At 46.7% G+C, this 14980-nt stretch carries 15 protein-coding genes; 7 read left to right on the top strand and 8 right to left on the bottom strand.

Translation table 11 applies throughout. From position 1 onward, the window contains the following. Positions 1 to 2: 2 nt before the first annotated feature. Complete coding sequence (locus IT392_05200; GenBank protein MCC6543884.1) at positions 3 to 1598, bottom strand: dehydrogenase; 1596 nt, start codon at positions 1596 to 1598, stop codon at positions 3 to 5. Positions 1599 to 1734: 136 nt separating this feature from the next. Here IT392_05200 and IT392_05205 point away from each other — a divergent pair, with 136 nt between their 5' ends. Beyond that, entirely contained in the window at positions 1735 to 2130 is a 396-nt protein-coding gene (locus tag IT392_05205; protein MCC6543885.1) for a VOC family protein, read from the top strand. 9 nt (positions 2131 to 2139) lie between these two features. Here IT392_05205 and IT392_05210 read toward each other — a convergent pair whose 3' ends face one another. The 5 genes from IT392_05210 to IT392_05230 form a co-directional block, all read right to left on the bottom strand. Then, positions 2140 to 2475, bottom strand: a complete 336-nt coding sequence (locus tag IT392_05210) for a cytochrome c (protein MCC6543886.1) — start codon at positions 2473 to 2475, stop codon at positions 2140 to 2142. Between the two features lie 142 nt (positions 2476 to 2617). Beyond that, positions 2618 to 3340: an ABC transporter ATP-binding protein gene (locus tag IT392_05215; protein MCC6543887.1), complete on the bottom strand. Its 723-nt coding sequence runs from the start codon at positions 3338 to 3340 to the stop codon at positions 2618 to 2620. A 1-nt stretch (position 3341) separates the two neighbouring features. Further along, positions 3342 to 4544, bottom strand: a complete 1203-nt coding sequence (locus IT392_05220) for an ABC transporter permease (protein MCC6543888.1) — start codon at positions 4542 to 4544, stop codon at positions 3342 to 3344. Next, on the bottom strand, positions 4541 to 5734 hold the full coding sequence (locus tag IT392_05225; protein ID MCC6543889.1) for an efflux RND transporter periplasmic adaptor subunit: 1194 nt from the start codon (positions 5732 to 5734) through the stop codon (positions 4541 to 4543). The genes IT392_05220 and IT392_05225 overlap by 4 nt, the downstream gene beginning before the upstream one ends. Next, complete coding sequence (locus IT392_05230; GenBank protein MCC6543890.1) at positions 5734 to 6339, bottom strand: TetR/AcrR family transcriptional regulator; 606 nt, start codon at positions 6337 to 6339, stop codon at positions 5734 to 5736. Before IT392_05230 ends, IT392_05225 begins: the two co-directional genes overlap by 1 nt. A 324-nt stretch (positions 6340 to 6663) precedes the next feature. Between IT392_05230 and IT392_05235 the strand changes: the two genes are divergently transcribed. The 6 genes from IT392_05235 (at position 6664) to IT392_05260 (ending at position 13288) form a co-directional block, all read left to right on the top strand. Beyond that, on the top strand, positions 6664 to 7119 hold the full coding sequence (locus tag IT392_05235) for a hypothetical protein (GenBank protein ID MCC6543891.1): 456 nt from the start codon (positions 6664 to 6666) through the stop codon (positions 7117 to 7119). A gap of 64 nt (positions 7120 to 7183) precedes the next feature. Beyond that, entirely contained in the window at positions 7184 to 7531 is a 348-nt protein-coding gene (locus tag IT392_05240; GenBank protein ID MCC6543892.1) for a hypothetical protein, read from the top strand. Between the two features lie 130 nt (positions 7532 to 7661). Next, positions 7662 to 8825: an ADP-forming succinate--CoA ligase subunit beta gene (sucC, locus tag IT392_05245; GenBank protein ID MCC6543893.1), complete on the top strand. Its 1164-nt coding sequence runs from the start codon at positions 7662 to 7664 to the stop codon at positions 8823 to 8825. Between the two features lie 48 nt (positions 8826 to 8873). Beyond that, complete coding sequence (gene sucD, locus IT392_05250) at positions 8874 to 9746, top strand: succinate--CoA ligase subunit alpha (GenBank protein ID MCC6543894.1); 873 nt, start codon at positions 8874 to 8876, stop codon at positions 9744 to 9746. Positions 9747 to 10076: 330 nt separating this feature from the next. Continuing rightward, entirely contained in the window at positions 10077 to 12380 is a 2304-nt protein-coding gene (locus IT392_05255) for a vitamin B12-dependent ribonucleotide reductase (GenBank protein ID MCC6543895.1), read from the top strand. 71 nt (positions 12381 to 12451) lie between these two features. Beyond that, positions 12452 to 13288 (top strand): radical SAM protein, encoded by an 837-nt coding sequence (locus IT392_05260; GenBank protein MCC6543896.1) that lies wholly within the window; start codon positions 12452 to 12454, stop codon positions 13286 to 13288. Here the strand turns inward: IT392_05260 and IT392_05265 are convergent. Together IT392_05265 and IT392_05270 are read right to left on the bottom strand one after the other, a co-directional pair. Next, entirely contained in the window at positions 13285 to 13737 is a 453-nt protein-coding gene (locus IT392_05265) for a hypothetical protein (GenBank protein ID MCC6543897.1), read from the bottom strand. The genes IT392_05260 and IT392_05265 overlap by 4 nt on opposite strands. A 54-nt stretch (positions 13738 to 13791) precedes the next feature. Next, a complete protein-coding gene (locus IT392_05270) occupies positions 13792 to 14892 on the bottom strand; it encodes a hypothetical protein (GenBank protein MCC6543898.1) in 1101 nt (366 codons plus the stop codon). Between the last annotated feature and the right edge of the window lie 88 nt (positions 14893 to 14980).

The following is a 14980-nucleotide window of genomic DNA, read 5'->3' on the forward strand; positions in this document are numbered from 1 at the left end:
ACTCAGGAAATTAAATCACTCGCGCGCACAGCCTTAATAGCATCAGCAGCCGAACTTACTATACCGCCTGTATACCCGGAACCTTCGCCTATAGGGTACAGGTTTTTTACATTTACTGACTCATATTTATTAGTGCGTTTAATTCTAACCGGGGAGGACGTTCGTGTCTCTGCACCTAACAATATTGCGTGCCCTGATACAAACAGTGGATAATCCTCTTCCCAACTTTTAAATGCATTTAAAAGAGCTTCTGAAATAAAGCCTGGAAAGATGGCTCTCATATCAGCAGCAACGGCCCCCATCTTAAACGAATTTCTATTTAAATTAACAGAGATCTTGCCGGATAAAAAATCTAACAGATTCTGCGCAGGTACATCCCATCTTCCTCCTCCTGCATTAAAGGCCTTTTGCTCTATATCCCTCTGGAACACTATACCAGCCAATGGATCTGTTGATTTATAGTCATCGGTATGACAGGTTACAACAAGGGCTGAATTTGAAAATTCTAAAGACCTGGTAGAATAGCTCATGCCGTTAACAACCATCATACCATTCTCAGATGATGCATTTATTACCTCACCTCCGGGGCACATGCAGAATGTATAAACCCCGCGTCCTGCCTTCCTATTGGTGTAGTTTAATGAATAGGCAGCAGCGCCTATACCGGGGAAATCCTTATACTTATTTCCATACCTTATAAGATTAACAGCATCAGCAGGATGCTCTATTCTTACTCCCACTAAGACAGGCTTCTGCTCAATAGCAATGCCTCTTTTGTGAAACATCTTAAATGAGTCCCGGGCAGAATGCCCCATAGCAAGATAGAGAGTTGAAGTATGATATTCCTTCTCCCCGTTTATTACCACACCCGAGACTTTATCGCCTGATATCAGGATGTCAGTTACTCTTGAGCCATAATGTATCTCGCCGCCTCTTTCAAGGATATAGTCCCTTATATTACGAACGATTCTGCACAAAACGTCTGTCCCGAGATGGGGCTTTCTTACGTAGCCAATCTCTTCAGGGGCGCCAAATTTAATAAAGGTATCCAGCACCCGGTTTATATATTTTGAATTATTCGTCCTGGAAAACAGCTTGCCATCAGAGTATAAGCCCGCGCCCCCTTCACCAAACTGAATATTTGATTCAGTGTCCAACACCCTTTCTCTATTAAATCTTTGAACATCAATGTGGCGGTCTTCAATTTTCTTGCCCATTTCAAATATCAGAGGTTTAATCCCATATTCAATAAGCTCGAGGGCTGCGAACATCCCTGCAGGACCAAAACCTGCTATTACCGGCCTCTCTTTGCTGTTTATTGGGGTCTTCCTTTCTGTTCTTATCTCTGCAATTGATTCTGGTGATTCCGGGTATACAGGAAGGTTTTCCTTGTTGTCGAAGAGATCATGAGTAGTGACTACTATTGAAAGCTGGTAATAGAACTGATCTTTACAACTTGTATCAAGTGATTTATTCAGGATTTTTACGAACCTTATATCCTGTTCGCTAATCTTCAGCCTTTGTGAAGCGGCCCTTAGATATTCATCCATACCGTCTTTTTCAACGGGTATCCGCAAACTGCTTATTATTAAATCCAGGAAACTCCCCTATCTCTATTAGTTATTAATGCGGCAATTAAAATGATGATATAATTTATATGCAGACACCGCAAGGGGGAGGGAAAATGATCTTGCTTCTTTACATCCCCCTGCATAACGTGTTAGTTTTATAGAAATGATTAAAAAACTGCTGCACACACGAATGCGTGTTAATGACATGGATGAGACCCTGCGCTTTTATGTTGATGTCCTGGGACTAACTATCGAGAATCGCAAACGTTCCCCGCGCGGATCAGAGCTGGTCTTTCTAACTGTTCCAAACAGTGAAGAGGTTATAGAGATATGTTCATTTCCTGCGGGTGGAAAAGTCGAGGTGCCGGAGGACCTTGTGCATCTGGCCTTCGAAGTGGACGACCTCGATCAGATGATCATTCACTTCAGGGAGAAGGGCGTCCCGATTACCGATGGCCCGACAGTTACATCATCAGGCACCCGGCTCTGTTTTATCGAGGCACCGGATAAGTACGAGGTCGAATTGATCGAACGGCCAGGGAAGAGTGTACCGATTTAAGGTTCATAATCAGGGCGCAGCGTAAAAATGTTCCGCGAAAGATTTGCGAAAATCCTGATGGCAGCCGTAGCACGCCTTTTGAAGTTCCTGGAAAGCGGCAATTACCGCCAAACCATCCTGCTTTGCGGCTGCCTGCCCCAGAGACTTCGCAGCTTCGTGCGTCACATCGTCATACCCTTTGAATTTGCCCATGCTGCTGCCCATAAATCCCATGATGCGCGCCTTTTCCGACATTGGCGGTTGCGGATGGTCTGCAATCAATGGCGCAGTTTTCTCTACTAATGCCCAGTCCTCCCGTGAAATGCCATCGGTTACGACCTGCATATTGCTTCCGAGATCTTTCATGATACCGCGCAGAGCGAGCTGTTTTGTTGACTGCTGACCGGTTTCGGCCACTGTCACGCTGTTTGCCGTAATTAAGAACAGTCCTGCGGCCAGGATTAATGTTTTAATACTTTTTGCTTTCATCGCTTCTTTCCTCCTTGAGTTAATTTGTGTTTTCACTGATCTCCCGCCCTTCTCCCTCTTCCTCTTCGGTGCGGCCGTCACGGATGTGGTAGATTCGCTTGAAAGTCGGGATGATCTTCTCATCATGCGTGACGACAATAATGGCGGTCTCGTATTGCCGGGCCATTTGATTGAGAATGCGGATCACAGATAATGCACGCTCACTGTCTAGAGGCGCTGTTGGTTCATCGGCAAGTATTATCGGCGGCCGGTTGACCAAAGCCCGGGCAATAGCCACCCGCTGTTGTTCGCCGCCGGAGAGCTGCGACGGCATTGCCCTCGCACGATGTGCCACACCCAGCGCTTCGAGCAGTTCGATGGCCCGCTGACGGGATTCGCTATTGGATCTTCCGGCCAGCATAGGCAGCAATGCAACGTTGTCGGTAACGTCGAGAAACGGGATCAGGTACGGTGATTGAAAGACAAATCCGATCTTGTCACGACGCAGTGCCCGCAGGTCGCGGATCTTCCACCCTTTATCGTAGATCACTACGCCACCCAGGGTTATATGCCCGTCAGTCGGTTCGATTACAGCACCAAGACATTTCAGCAGGGTACTTTTGCCGGAACCCGAAGGACCTACCAGCCCTACTACTTCGCCGGGAGCGACCTGCATATCCACACCCTTGAGGGCGTCAACGGCTGTCTCACCCTCTCCATAGCGTTTCCGCAATCCCCTGATTAGAATCCCTGTTGTATGAATATCAGCCACCGATAGCCTCCGCCGGGTCCACCCTGAGTGCAGCACGGATGGCCAGTATACTTGCCAGGGCACAAATTACCACAACTGCGGCGAAGCCCTGTACAGCATCCCATGGTTCGAGCAGGACATATTTCGGGAATATCGGCGCCCAGAAAGTAGCAGAGATCTTCCCGACTACAAAACCGATTATTCCAAGACCTATCGCCTGCTGAAGTATCATCATAGCAATTGTACGATTCCTGGTGCCAATAAGCTTAAGCACCGCAATCTCACGGATTTTTCCCAATGTCAGTGTGTATATTATGAACGCAACAATGGCAGCGCTGACTATGGCAAGTATAACAAGAAACATACCGATCTGCCTGGACGATGTAGCGATCAACTTTCCTACCAGGATTCCCTCCATCTGATCACGGGTGTAGACCTGGAGCCTCATCCAGCGTCGGATGGGGTCTGCCACCTCCTCTGAAGTGTAGCCTGGAGCGATCTGCACAAGCACGGCATTAACATATGGATTGGTGCTCTGAGAGGCAATCACCGCATCTGTCAGGCCCGGCGCTGCCGGGTTATTGAAGGCAGGGTTTGCCTCAGTGCGTCGGCGCTGCCCGATGATGGCGTCGTTGTCCTTAAGAAACTGGGCCGCCTGCGCATCCTTCAGCGGGATGAACACCATCGGGTCACCGCTGGAAGACACCATGCGCCTGGTAAGCCCGACGACCGTGTAGAGGTCACGACGGATCTGGATGCGGTCACCGGTTTTGAATCCCGTTGAAATATCGGCCACGGCCTCATAGTGTCCACGCGTTATATGTCGTCCGGAAACAAGATAGGGGGGCTGTCCCGGTTCGCCGGGGCCGCCTGGCACGACTCCGACTACCATGGAGCGTACATCTGTCTCTCCCCGGCGCACCTGCATAGTCAGGTATGTGATGTTTGCTGCGCGCGCCACACCGGATATTCCGAGAATGCTGCGATAGATATCGTCATTCAGACTGGACGATTCAGCGTACGGACCCAGGGTGTCTTTTTGAACTACCCACAGGTCAGCTCCACTGTTGTCGAGAAGCGCTTTGGCATCGTCTATCATACCACGGTAGACTCCGGCCATGGTCAGGGTCACTCCGATCAGCAACCCCAGCCCCACACCTGTGAAGACGAACTTTCCCCAGGAATGCATTATATCCCGTCCGGCGAGATTTATCATAATGTCACTCCTGGAAGTCGCTCTACAACTTTGATGCGGCTGCCGGCTTTCAGTGCCTTATGGCTATAAACCACCACGCGATCGCCGGCACTCAATCCTTCAAGAATCTGCATCCGGCCATCCAGGTCTGTCGCACCAACCCTGACAGGGGCGAAGCGCAGACCACCGTCTTCTACAATCCAGACACCAATACTTCCGTTAACCCGCTGCATACTCGCATTAGGTACTATTGGCGAGGACGGTATCTCCGGCAGGGCAACGGAGACCTCAGCCAATTCACCAAGAGGCGGCAGCGGCACCGGCAACGTATCAAACACTACTTTTGCCAATACCTCCTCAGTCACGGAATCGGCCAGAGGTTCTACCAGAAGCACTTTTCCGGACATGACCTGTCCAGCCTGCGAGCGAAGCACGATACGGGCAGGAAGTCCGGATCGCAGACCAGAGGAGTTAAGCTGATTGAAACGAACATTGATCCACAGAGACTTTGGATTGATCACTTCCACAACAGGCTGCCCTGCTACCACAGTAGAACCTGGATCAGCATAACGTGCAGTAACCAATCCATCCACATGTGAGACCAGACGGAGATTGGTGCGCTGCTTGACAATACCAGCCCGGTCAGCCAGGCCGCGTGCCAATTCCTGACGTGCAGCATCCAGATTTGCACGTGCTGAAGCGAGACCGGCCTCAGCCACCTGTCGTTCCTGTCGCCGGGCCTCAAGCGCCTCCTCGCTTACTGATTGTGAGAGCATCAGTTTTTCATAACGCTGCGTCTGGGCGTCGGCATATGTAAAACGGGCCGTGTTGTCGCGTACCTGGGCTTCTGCTGCCAGCACTGAAGCCTCTGCCTGCTTAAGAGCGGCATCCTGTGCAGTTACGCGGTCGTCGAGATCCACCGGATCCATTTCACCAAGTAATTGACCGGCACGGATCCTGTCGCCAATATTAACGTTTACCTGTTTAACCCTTCCTGAGATCGTAGGACCTATCCTGTAGGTATACTTGGATTCAATCGTACCAATGCCGAAAAGGGCCGGGGAAATGGAACGGTTTTCAACAGTAGTTACAGTCACAGGCACCGGGGCAAGCGGCCCTGAACGGAGAGCTACATATATTAACATTGCAAGCAGCGAAACTATCACTGCAATCAAGGCCAGTTTTTGTGCACTTATCGGCATTTTCATCATCATATCCCCCCAATACCACGGCTAAATATGGCGAACACCCCCGGGGCTTCAGCCCGCATGCGATGGAAATCCCCGGTCAGCAGAGACTGCATGACCAGGCCCTGCAACATCCCGATAAACAGAGAGACAGCGGCCATTGTATCAACATCCTGAGACAGTTCTCCCTGCGATTTACCTTTTTCGATCAGTATCCCCAGACGCTCACCGTAACGTATGAGCAGTGTTTGTACTATGCGCCTGGCAGGCGTGTCTTCTGCATGCTGCAGTTCACCAAACAGGATCCTTGGGACCCCCGGATGCCTTACTACGAAATCAATATGAGTCATGAACATGGCTTCCAAAGCTGCAAGAGGGGACGCGGCTGCCTGTACTGCCTTCTCTGTCCGGGCTGACAGCCGCGCTGCTACCCACTCCATCACCGCCTGCCAGATTGAGTCTTTACTCGGAAAGTGGCGGAATATTGCCCCCTGTGTCAGATTCATTCGTTTGGCAATGGCCGCGGTAGTAATGTCATTAGGATTCTGTTCAGCGGCCAGTTCGACCACGGCCTCTACTGTTACTGCCCGACGTTCATCCGCCCGAAGGTGCTTAGAGTTTGCCTGCATATATACCTCCATGATAGTAATTACTTACTATCTTATAACGCATATCACACTATGTCAAGTATAAGCAAAACTTCATCCGAAAACAGCGCCTTCCCATTGCGTCCCGCTGTCATCCCGAACCATGTGCTGAACTCGTTTCAGTATTGTTCAGGGATCTCCTGACCCTGCTGCATTAGTGATCCTGAAATAAATTCAGGATGACATGACTGACATTTTCATTGTTAAGTAATCTCGTCTCCTCAATATCAGGATATATTTCATTTTGCTTTGGTTTGTGTTAATTTGATATTAATTTTTCATTAAACATACAAGGAGGATTCGGTTATGGAAGAGGGCGAAGAGAATAAGTCCGCTTTATTAAAAAGTCTTAACTTTATGTTTAACATAGCCGACCATGTCATACTTGTAATCATAGCAGTGGGTATAATCTACCTGGCCGCACGTCTGATATTCGACGCCTATTACGATGCCCTCATGTTATGGACCGCGCACACCATACCGCACCTCTTAAGTGAAATGATGTTTGCGCTGATCACCATGGAACTTTTCAGGCAGGTGTGGCGTCAGATAAATAAGCACGAGTTTTCACTTAATCCGTACCTTTATATCGGTTTTATCGCAAGTATCAGAGGGCTGCTGCTTACTCAGATGGCAATCTCCATGGATGATGTCCTGTGGGATCAGGGAACCATCCAGATGGTGGTCCACGGGGTCATACTCCTGATCCTGGTCGTTTGCTATATCTTGTACAATAAGCAGAAGTTACCTGAAAAAAGTTAAGCATCCCTGGTGGGAGTTTTAAGCAATAAAACGGGCTTGAAACCTAATTTTGAGATGACTTATAATGAAAATAATCGGTGACCTGCAAAATAGATTATGGTTTCAAAGAGGAATGACCACTGTCTTCTTCTTGGGTATGACTTTTCTTGCCGTTACCCTTCTTGCGACTGGTTGCGATAATCCGCAACCAGTCCCTGAGCCCGACTCTCCTCCGGCTCTCCTCTACAAGGAAAAATGTAATATATGCCACCCTGCTTACCATCCACAAACACATACATCTCTCGGATGGAAAAAGGTCATTCCAAGAATGGAGAAAAATGCGGAGGCCACGGGCATGGGGACTCTTTTATCTGAAGAGGAGAGGTCAATAATACTCAACTATCTGGTTAAGCATTCAAGAAAAGGATACTAACTTATCTGACTTTATTTGAAATATATTTGACATATCCGAGGCATTCTCCCCTTGATTTATTCCCGCACAAATGATAATATTTGCCCTCATTACTCCCCATAATAAATGGGGGAAAGCAAGAGGGTATAATATGAATATTCATGAATTTCAGGCAAAGTCACTTTTTTCGCAGTACGGAATACCGGTTCCTTTTGGTAAGGCTGTATATTCTGTAGATGAGGCTGTGCAATGTGCCGAGGAAATCAAGTCGGAGGTAGTCGTTATCAAGGCACAGATCCATGCAGGAGGAAGGGGAAAGGCCGGAGGCGTTAAACTTGCCAAAGACAAGAAGGATGTAGGACAGATCGCAGGAGAAATCCTCGGGAAGGTACTTGTAACTCATCAGACTGGACCTGAGGGAAGGTGCGTAAGAAAGCTGTTAGTTGAAGAGGGCGTCAATATTGAGAAGGAGCTTTACCTTAGCCTTCTGGTTGACCGCACCTACAGCCGTCCTGTCTTTATCACTAGCCTTGAAGGTGGTATGGAGATAGAAGAGGTTGCAGCTAAGACACCCGAGAAGGTCATTAAGGAATATATTGACCCTTGTGTCGGATTCCAGCAGTTCAATGGGCGCAATATGGCATTCAAACTTGGATTGACGCCGGATGTTATTAAACAATTTGTTTCTATGGCAGGCAGACTATACAAACTCTTTGTGGATAAGGGGGCTTCATTGGTAGAGATAAACCCGCTTGTCATCACCAAGGATAACAGGCTAATTGCTCTGGATGCAAAAATAAGTTTTGATGATAATGCACTATTCAGGAACGAAGATGTAAAGGCGTTCCGTGACCTTGATGAGGAAGAGGAACTTGAGATAGAGGCGTCCAAACATGGACTGAATTATGTAAAGTTAGACGGCGCAATTGGCTGTATGGTAAACGGGGCCGGACTTGCTATGGCAACTATGGACGTTATCAAACTCGCAGGAAGCGAACCTGCAAACTTTCTTGACGTAGGAGGCGGTGCATCTAAAGAAACGGTAAAGCACGCATTTCAGATACTCCTGGCAGATAACAATGTTAAAGGTGTGTTCGTCAACATATTCGGCGGTATAGTGCGCTGTGAAAGGATCGCCGGTGGTATCCTTGAAGCGGCAAAAGATGTGAAACTAACGGTGCCACTTGTTGTAAGGCTTGACGGGACAAATGCAACGGAAGGACTCGAAATGCTTCGCAGTTCCGGTTTGAACCTTGAAGTCGCTTCAAACATATGGGAAGGTGCACAGAAGATAGTAAAGTTGGTAAGTAACTAAATTAGCAGCGCAGATATTAATGGGCGGCGCAGCGGGGGTGAAACATTCATGAGCATTCTGGTTAATAAATCTACGAGATTAATGGTTCAGGGAATCACAGGCAAGGAAGGGTCGTTCCACACCAGTGCATGCCTGGAATATGGGACTAATATAGTTGCAGGAGTTACCCCAGGCAAGGGTGGAATTGATTTTGAGGGTGTACCTGTATTCAATACTGTCAGTGAGGCGGTGTCGGAAACTAAACCCAACGTGTCTATGATCTTTGTCCCTCCGGGATTTGCTGGAGATGCGATAATGGAATCTGTTGATGCAGGGATTCCGCTTGTAGTCTGTATTACGGAGGGGATTCCTGTGAACGATATGGTACAGGTAAAGAGATTCATGGCAGGTAAGAACAGCAGACTTATCGGACCTAATTGCCCCGGCATCATAACCCCTGAAGAATGCAAAATTGGAATAATGCCCGGCTTCATCCATAAAAAGGGAAGGGTTGGCGTGATATCAAGGAGCGGCACACTCACTTATGAGGCAGTGTGGCAGGTCACAAAGGCGGGACTTGGGCAGTCAACATGCATCGGCATAGGCGGAGACCCTGTCAACGGCACAAACTTCATAGACCTTCTGGAAATGTTCGAAAAAGACAAGGAGACAGATGCGGTAGTGATGATAGGAGAGATCGGAGGAGATGCTGAGGAGCGTGCAGCAGATTTTATTAAGAGCAATGTATCAAAACCTGTCATAGGTTTTATTGCAGGGATAACAGCCCCCCCTGGAAGGCGTATGGGTCACGCAGGCGCAATTATCTCCGGCGGTAAAGGGACTGCATCGGAGAAAATGGCAGCTATGGAGAAGGCAGGTATCAATGTTGTAAGAAATCCGGCCCTGTTGGGTCAGTCCGTAGCAGAGGCCCTTAAAAAATAGTCGTAATAACAAGCCCTTTACTGTTTATTGCAGCATATTTTTCAACAGCTAATCAACATATTTCCCCCACCTTTTTCACCATAAATCCACAAAATAGCGGGCATAGATCGAAAAAAACTCACAACATATAGATATTTCTCCTTGACAAAGATTTTATATAGATGTAGACTTATTTCGTTTTTACGATTTAACTTTATCAACTAATCTTGCACACCTCCGTAGAAGCATAATTTCTGAAAAAGGTGTAAAATCATAATAGATATTTGAGATTTACGAAGCTATAACTATTATTCAATAATTATTAAAATTTAACCTTACAGGAGGACTCTTATGCCCACAAGAGAGGTTTTAACCCCGACATTTTCCCAGAACGCAATCAAAGTCCTTGAGAAACGCTACCTTGCGAAAAATGACAAAGGACAGGTGATGGAAACACCTGCAGAGATGTTCAGGAGGGTAGCAAGGAATATTGCCCAGGCAGACTTCATATATGACAATAATGCTGATGCTGCAAGGAGTGAGGAGATATTCTATCAGTTAATGACTAAAAAAGAATTTCTGCCAAACTCTCCTACACTTATGAATGCAGGGAGGGAGCTTCAGCAATTATCAGCATGTTTTGTCCTTCCAATAGAGGATTCTATGGAAGGTATTTTTGAATCAGTAAAGCAGGCTGCGATCATACACAAGTCAGGCGGGGGAACAGGTTTTTCATTCTCAAGGCTGAGACCAAAAAACGATGTGGTTCGTACAACTGGCGGTGTTGCCTCAGGGCCTATCTCTTTCATGAAAGTCTTTAATCATGCAACTGAGGCCGTGAAACAGGGGGGTACAAGACGCGGGGCGAACATGGGTATCCTGAGGGTAGATCATCCGGATATACTCGAATTTATAGATTGCAAGATTAATGAGAGTGATGTGACTAACTTCAATATAAGTGTCGCCATAACAGACAGGTTCATGGAGGCTGTAGCGAAAGACGAGTTGTATGACCTTCTTAGTCCAAGGACCGGAGAGCCGGTATCGAAACTTCGGGCCAGGGAGGTATTCGATAAGATTGCCAATAATGCCTGGAAGAATGGTGAACCCGGGCTTTTTTTCATTGATACGACCAACAGGACCAATCCGACCCCGCATGCAGGCGGTATAGAGGCCACTAACCCGTGCGGTGAACAGCCCCTTATCCCGTATGAGTCATGTAACCTCGGAAGTATAAACCTTGAAGTTCATGTCACACATATGGATGGTCGTGCTGTAGTTGACTGGGAAAAGCTTGAAAGGACTATCCGCACCTCTGTCCACTTTCTTGACAATGTAATTGACATGAACCACTACCCTATCAAGAAGATTGAAGAGGTGACAAAGGCAAACCGCAAGATCGGACTCGGCGTGATGGGTTTTGCCAGGATGCTCTACAAGCTCGGAATTCCTTATGATTCTTCAAAAGGGATAGACTGCGCACGTAATGTAATGCAGTTTATCAGGGATATAGGCCACAGTGAGTCGGAGAGGATGTCAGAGAGGCGCGGGGTATTCCCTAACTGGAAAGGCTCTGTCTACGAAAAGCAGGGCAGGAGGCTCAGGAATGCCTATATCACAACAGTAGCCCCGACAGGGACACTTAGTATGATTGCAGACACGTCAGGAGGGTGCGAACCTGAATTCAGCCTTATCTGGTACAAAAATGTCATGGGTGGAGAACACCTCCCGTATGCACAGGAGACATTTATAGACATAGCCAGGTCTGAGGGCTTCTGGAGCGAAGAACTTCTTGATAAGATCATAGCCAACCATGGCTCTGTAAGAGGGCTTACCGAAGTGCCGGCAATGTGGCAGGCCATATTTGCCACGGCCCATGACATTTCCTCTGAATGGCACGTAAGGATGCAGGCTGCTTTTCAGGAATATACAGACAGCGCAGTCTCAAAGACCATTAATATGCCTGTAACAGCCACCGTAGATGATGTAAAAGATGCTTACATCCTCGCATATAAACTAGGGTGTAAGGGAATAACTGTCTACAGGGATGGCAGCAGATCAGAGCAGGTAATGAATGTTGGCAAGAGCCAGGACAAGAGTAAAGCAGATCCAAACATTAAACAGACCCCGGAAATTGAAAAACAGGTGCCAGGTAAGGACAACAGGCCATCTCATCCCACTATAGAGCCGCGGCCAAGACCAAAGACCATCACAGGCGTTACAAATAAGATGAAGACATCCTGCGGCGACCTCTATGTTACAGTGAATGAAGATGAAAACGGAAGACCATTTGAGGTTTTCTGCAATATGGGCAAGGCAGGCGGGTGTGAAGCCTCCCAGAATGAGGCTATTGGAAGACTTATATCCCTTGCATTCAGGAGCGGTGTGTCGCCGCAATCAATAATCAGACAGTTGATTGGTATCAGGTGTAACCAGCCCTATGGCCTTGGTAAAAACATAATCCACTCGTGCGCAGATGCAATTTCCAAGGCAGTTCTTGAGTACATGATAACTAAACAGGGAGATACGGACAAAGAAATGAGCGTCGAGTTCGACAGGCGCATTGGCTCCGCATGCCCGGACTGCGGCTGCGAGATGGAATTTTCTGAAGGGTGTGAGAAGTGTCATTTCTGCGGACATAGTAAGTGCTATTAAATTAGTCAATATATGTTACAACAAAGCATGCAGACTTGACACCCCTTATCCTCAGGGGCTATTCTGATGATATGCTGTACACGGATCACAGCCGTACATTTGCAAACAACAAGTATGTTTATCCAGTACTTTCGAGGAGGTCAAAGGGAATATCGGTAGGCATAAACCTGAATCCTGACAGGGTGTGCAACTTTAACTGTGTCTATTGTCAGGTGGACCGAACCCGCCAAATCCAGCATGCAAAGGTAGACATAAAACGTATTGGCTCCGAGTTGAAGGAGACTATTGATTCGGTTATCTCAAAGAGGCTGTTTACAATGTCTCCCTTTGACAAGACGCCGCTTGAATTAAGACACCTTTCAGATATCGCACTCTCGGGAGATGCCGAGCCGACTACCTTTACAAACTTCTATGAAGTTGTTGAGGAAATAATAAGGATAAAGGAGAATGACCTGAAGCTTGTGCTGATCACAAACGCCTCGTGCCTTAACCGTTTACGGGTACAGGAAGCAATAGACTTAATGTACAGCTACAATGGCGAGGTTTGGGCAAAACTTGACGCAGGCAGTGAGAATTACTTTCACAAGATATCTCAAAGTCATATCCCATTGAATGATATCCTTGGAAATATAATTATGACTGCAAGGAAGCACCCGGTTGTTATACAGAGCTGCTTTAACAGGCTTGCAGGCACTCTGCCATCTCATGATGAAATAAGTTTGTATTGCAGCAGACTTAAAGAAATCCTCGATTACGGCGGGATGATACGACTCGTGCAGTTATACACAGTAGCACGCCCTCCTGCTGAAGAATTCGTCACTCATCTATCAGAGAATGAATTGAATTTAATTGCTCAGAAGGTAAGGGAAACAACAGGCCTTCCTGCAGAGGTCTTTCCTTCCAGTTAATTCCCAACCTCGATCTTCAATAAAACCTTTACCCCCGAATCACCCCTGATATCGTCTTCCCAAACATAACCAATAGCCCCGGCAGTCTGGCTGATCGCCTGGATAATCTCGCTGGGCGTACCCTTAGCTGTAGGCGGAGTCACCCCTTCCTGAAAAAACTTCTTTATCCAGTATGCCTTATATCCATCAACACTGCTGCTTATAACTTTCTCAATAAACCTTTTCTTTATTGCCTCATCCCTTTGCTCCATAGGTTTGATCTTCACGCCGCCCTCTGATGTTTTTTCCCCAAGATAAATGTGTTTTACTGCAGATGCAGAGATTGAGTTCATTGGAAAATATGGATGTGCAATTATGGCAATTTCCCTCGCATTGGCGCTGGCAAATAAAGTGCCTGAAAATAGTAATGTGATAACCACCATCACAAAACCGAATTTAGCATATTTCATTTATACCCTCCTGTTTAAAGAATCTGATATCTCAGACATGAAACATCAGATTCACTAAAACGCAAGCGCCCACTGTACAGCATATTCACTCCAATCTGAATCTTTATTATTAATGGCATTCTTTTCATTAATGATATCCCTGTACTCAACTTTTACAGAGCTCCTGTAGTTGATGTTGTAGCGGAGACCTGCGGTCAGCTTCTCAGTATCAACGGCCCCAAGCGAAATAACATAAGGGTCATTATCTTTTACCTGCAGGTTCTCGTACATAACATACGGCACCCACTTGTCTGTAACTGCGTAGGTGACTAAACCGTAGTATGCTCTGGAATCATACTTCTTGCTATCCTGTTCGTTCTTATTTTCAATTGTAAAATATTCACCTGAAAGGTTAAGATTACCTGTTGAGTAAATTAAAAACCCCCCGAATATGGTCTGGTCTGCATTAACGGAGACAGGTAATGCAGCTGAGTCGTCACTCATTACTTTTGCTATATGACCTGAGACACCAACCTTCAGCCCATCCACGACTGCCGGTGATATGGCTGCATTAAAAGCCACAGCCTTTCCTATATTATTATCAGAAGTATTATTAGGATACAGGACATTGGTTTCTCCCTCTTTCGGTCCTGTAATCTTTGACCCATTCCCGATCATAAGATCATATGTAACAGCGCCAATTCCTGTCTTGACACGACCTACCAGGTCTGCCCCTACAACGTGCGTAGGAAGGATACCTCCGTGGTCATCGAACTTAAGGAAGACCGGCCTTTTTATTGTCGGCTGAAGCTGAACACCATGATGATATGCAGTATTCCAGAACCCAAGAGGTGCATGAAATCTGCCTACTCGAAGTTTCACCTCATCACTAAAGGTATACCCAATAGTGAGCCTCTCCAAGTCCACCTCATCTCCGTTTTCAACTATCATCTCAAACAATATGTCAATGTCATCAATGGACTGAGCTAAATAAAGGTCAAGGGTACCAAAGTTAAAGTCTCCATTTCTATACTCTTTGTCTTTGCGATTATTGCCCTCACTACTTTTTGTGAATGAAACATCTGCAAATCCATTCAGCTCAAATGCATAGCTGGCAGATATACCCGCAATACAAATGGCTGTAAAAAATGACAGCACCTGCAAAATCCTTTTCATTCTTATACCCCCTCCCTTTTAATCATAAATGGACTGACAGAATTTACGTTGATGAGGAATCATTGAAGTCTGATAATATGTGTATTTC

Source organism: Nitrospirota bacterium, assembly GCA_020846775.1.
Lineage (GTDB): Bacteria > Nitrospirota > 9FT-COMBO-42-15 > HDB-SIOI813 > HDB-SIOI813 > RBG-16-43-11.

What these genes read in the sequence shown, in the direction of transcription:
- IT392_05260 (MCC6543896.1), top strand. Translation starts at nt 12,452, where the DNA reads ATGCTGTACACGGATCACAGCCGTACATTTGCAAACAACAAGTATGTT.
- IT392_05235 (MCC6543891.1), top strand. Translation starts at nt 6,664, where the DNA reads ATGGAAGAGGGCGAAGAGAATAAGTCCGCTTTATTAAAAAGTCTTAAC.
- IT392_05230 (MCC6543890.1), bottom strand. Translation starts at nt 6,339, where the DNA reads ATGCAGGCAAACTCTAAGCACCTTCGGGCGGATGAACGTCGGGCAGTA.
- IT392_05265 (MCC6543897.1), bottom strand. Translation starts at nt 13,737, where the DNA reads ATGAAATATGCTAAATTCGGTTTTGTGATGGTGGTTATCACATTACTA.
- IT392_05225 (MCC6543889.1), bottom strand. Translation starts at nt 5,734, where the DNA reads ATGATGAAAATGCCGATAAGTGCACAAAAACTGGCCTTGATTGCAGTG.
- IT392_05205 (MCC6543885.1), top strand. Translation starts at nt 1,735, where the DNA reads ATGATTAAAAAACTGCTGCACACACGAATGCGTGTTAATGACATGGAT.
- sucD (MCC6543894.1), top strand. Translation starts at nt 8,874, where the DNA reads ATGAGCATTCTGGTTAATAAATCTACGAGATTAATGGTTCAGGGAATC.
- IT392_05270 (MCC6543898.1), bottom strand. Translation starts at nt 14,892, where the DNA reads ATGAAAAGGATTTTGCAGGTGCTGTCATTTTTTACAGCCATTTGTATT.
- IT392_05255 (MCC6543895.1), top strand. Translation starts at nt 10,077, where the DNA reads ATGCCCACAAGAGAGGTTTTAACCCCGACATTTTCCCAGAACGCAATC.
- IT392_05220 (MCC6543888.1), bottom strand. Translation starts at nt 4,544, where the DNA reads ATGATAAATCTCGCCGGACGGGATATAATGCATTCCTGGGGAAAGTTC.
- sucC (MCC6543893.1), top strand. Translation starts at nt 7,662, where the DNA reads ATGAATATTCATGAATTTCAGGCAAAGTCACTTTTTTCGCAGTACGGA.
- IT392_05210 (MCC6543886.1), bottom strand. Translation starts at nt 2,475, where the DNA reads ATGAAAGATCTCGGAAGCAATATGCAGGTCGTAACCGATGGCATTTCA.
- IT392_05240 (MCC6543892.1), top strand. Translation starts at nt 7,184, where the DNA reads ATGAAAATAATCGGTGACCTGCAAAATAGATTATGGTTTCAAAGAGGA.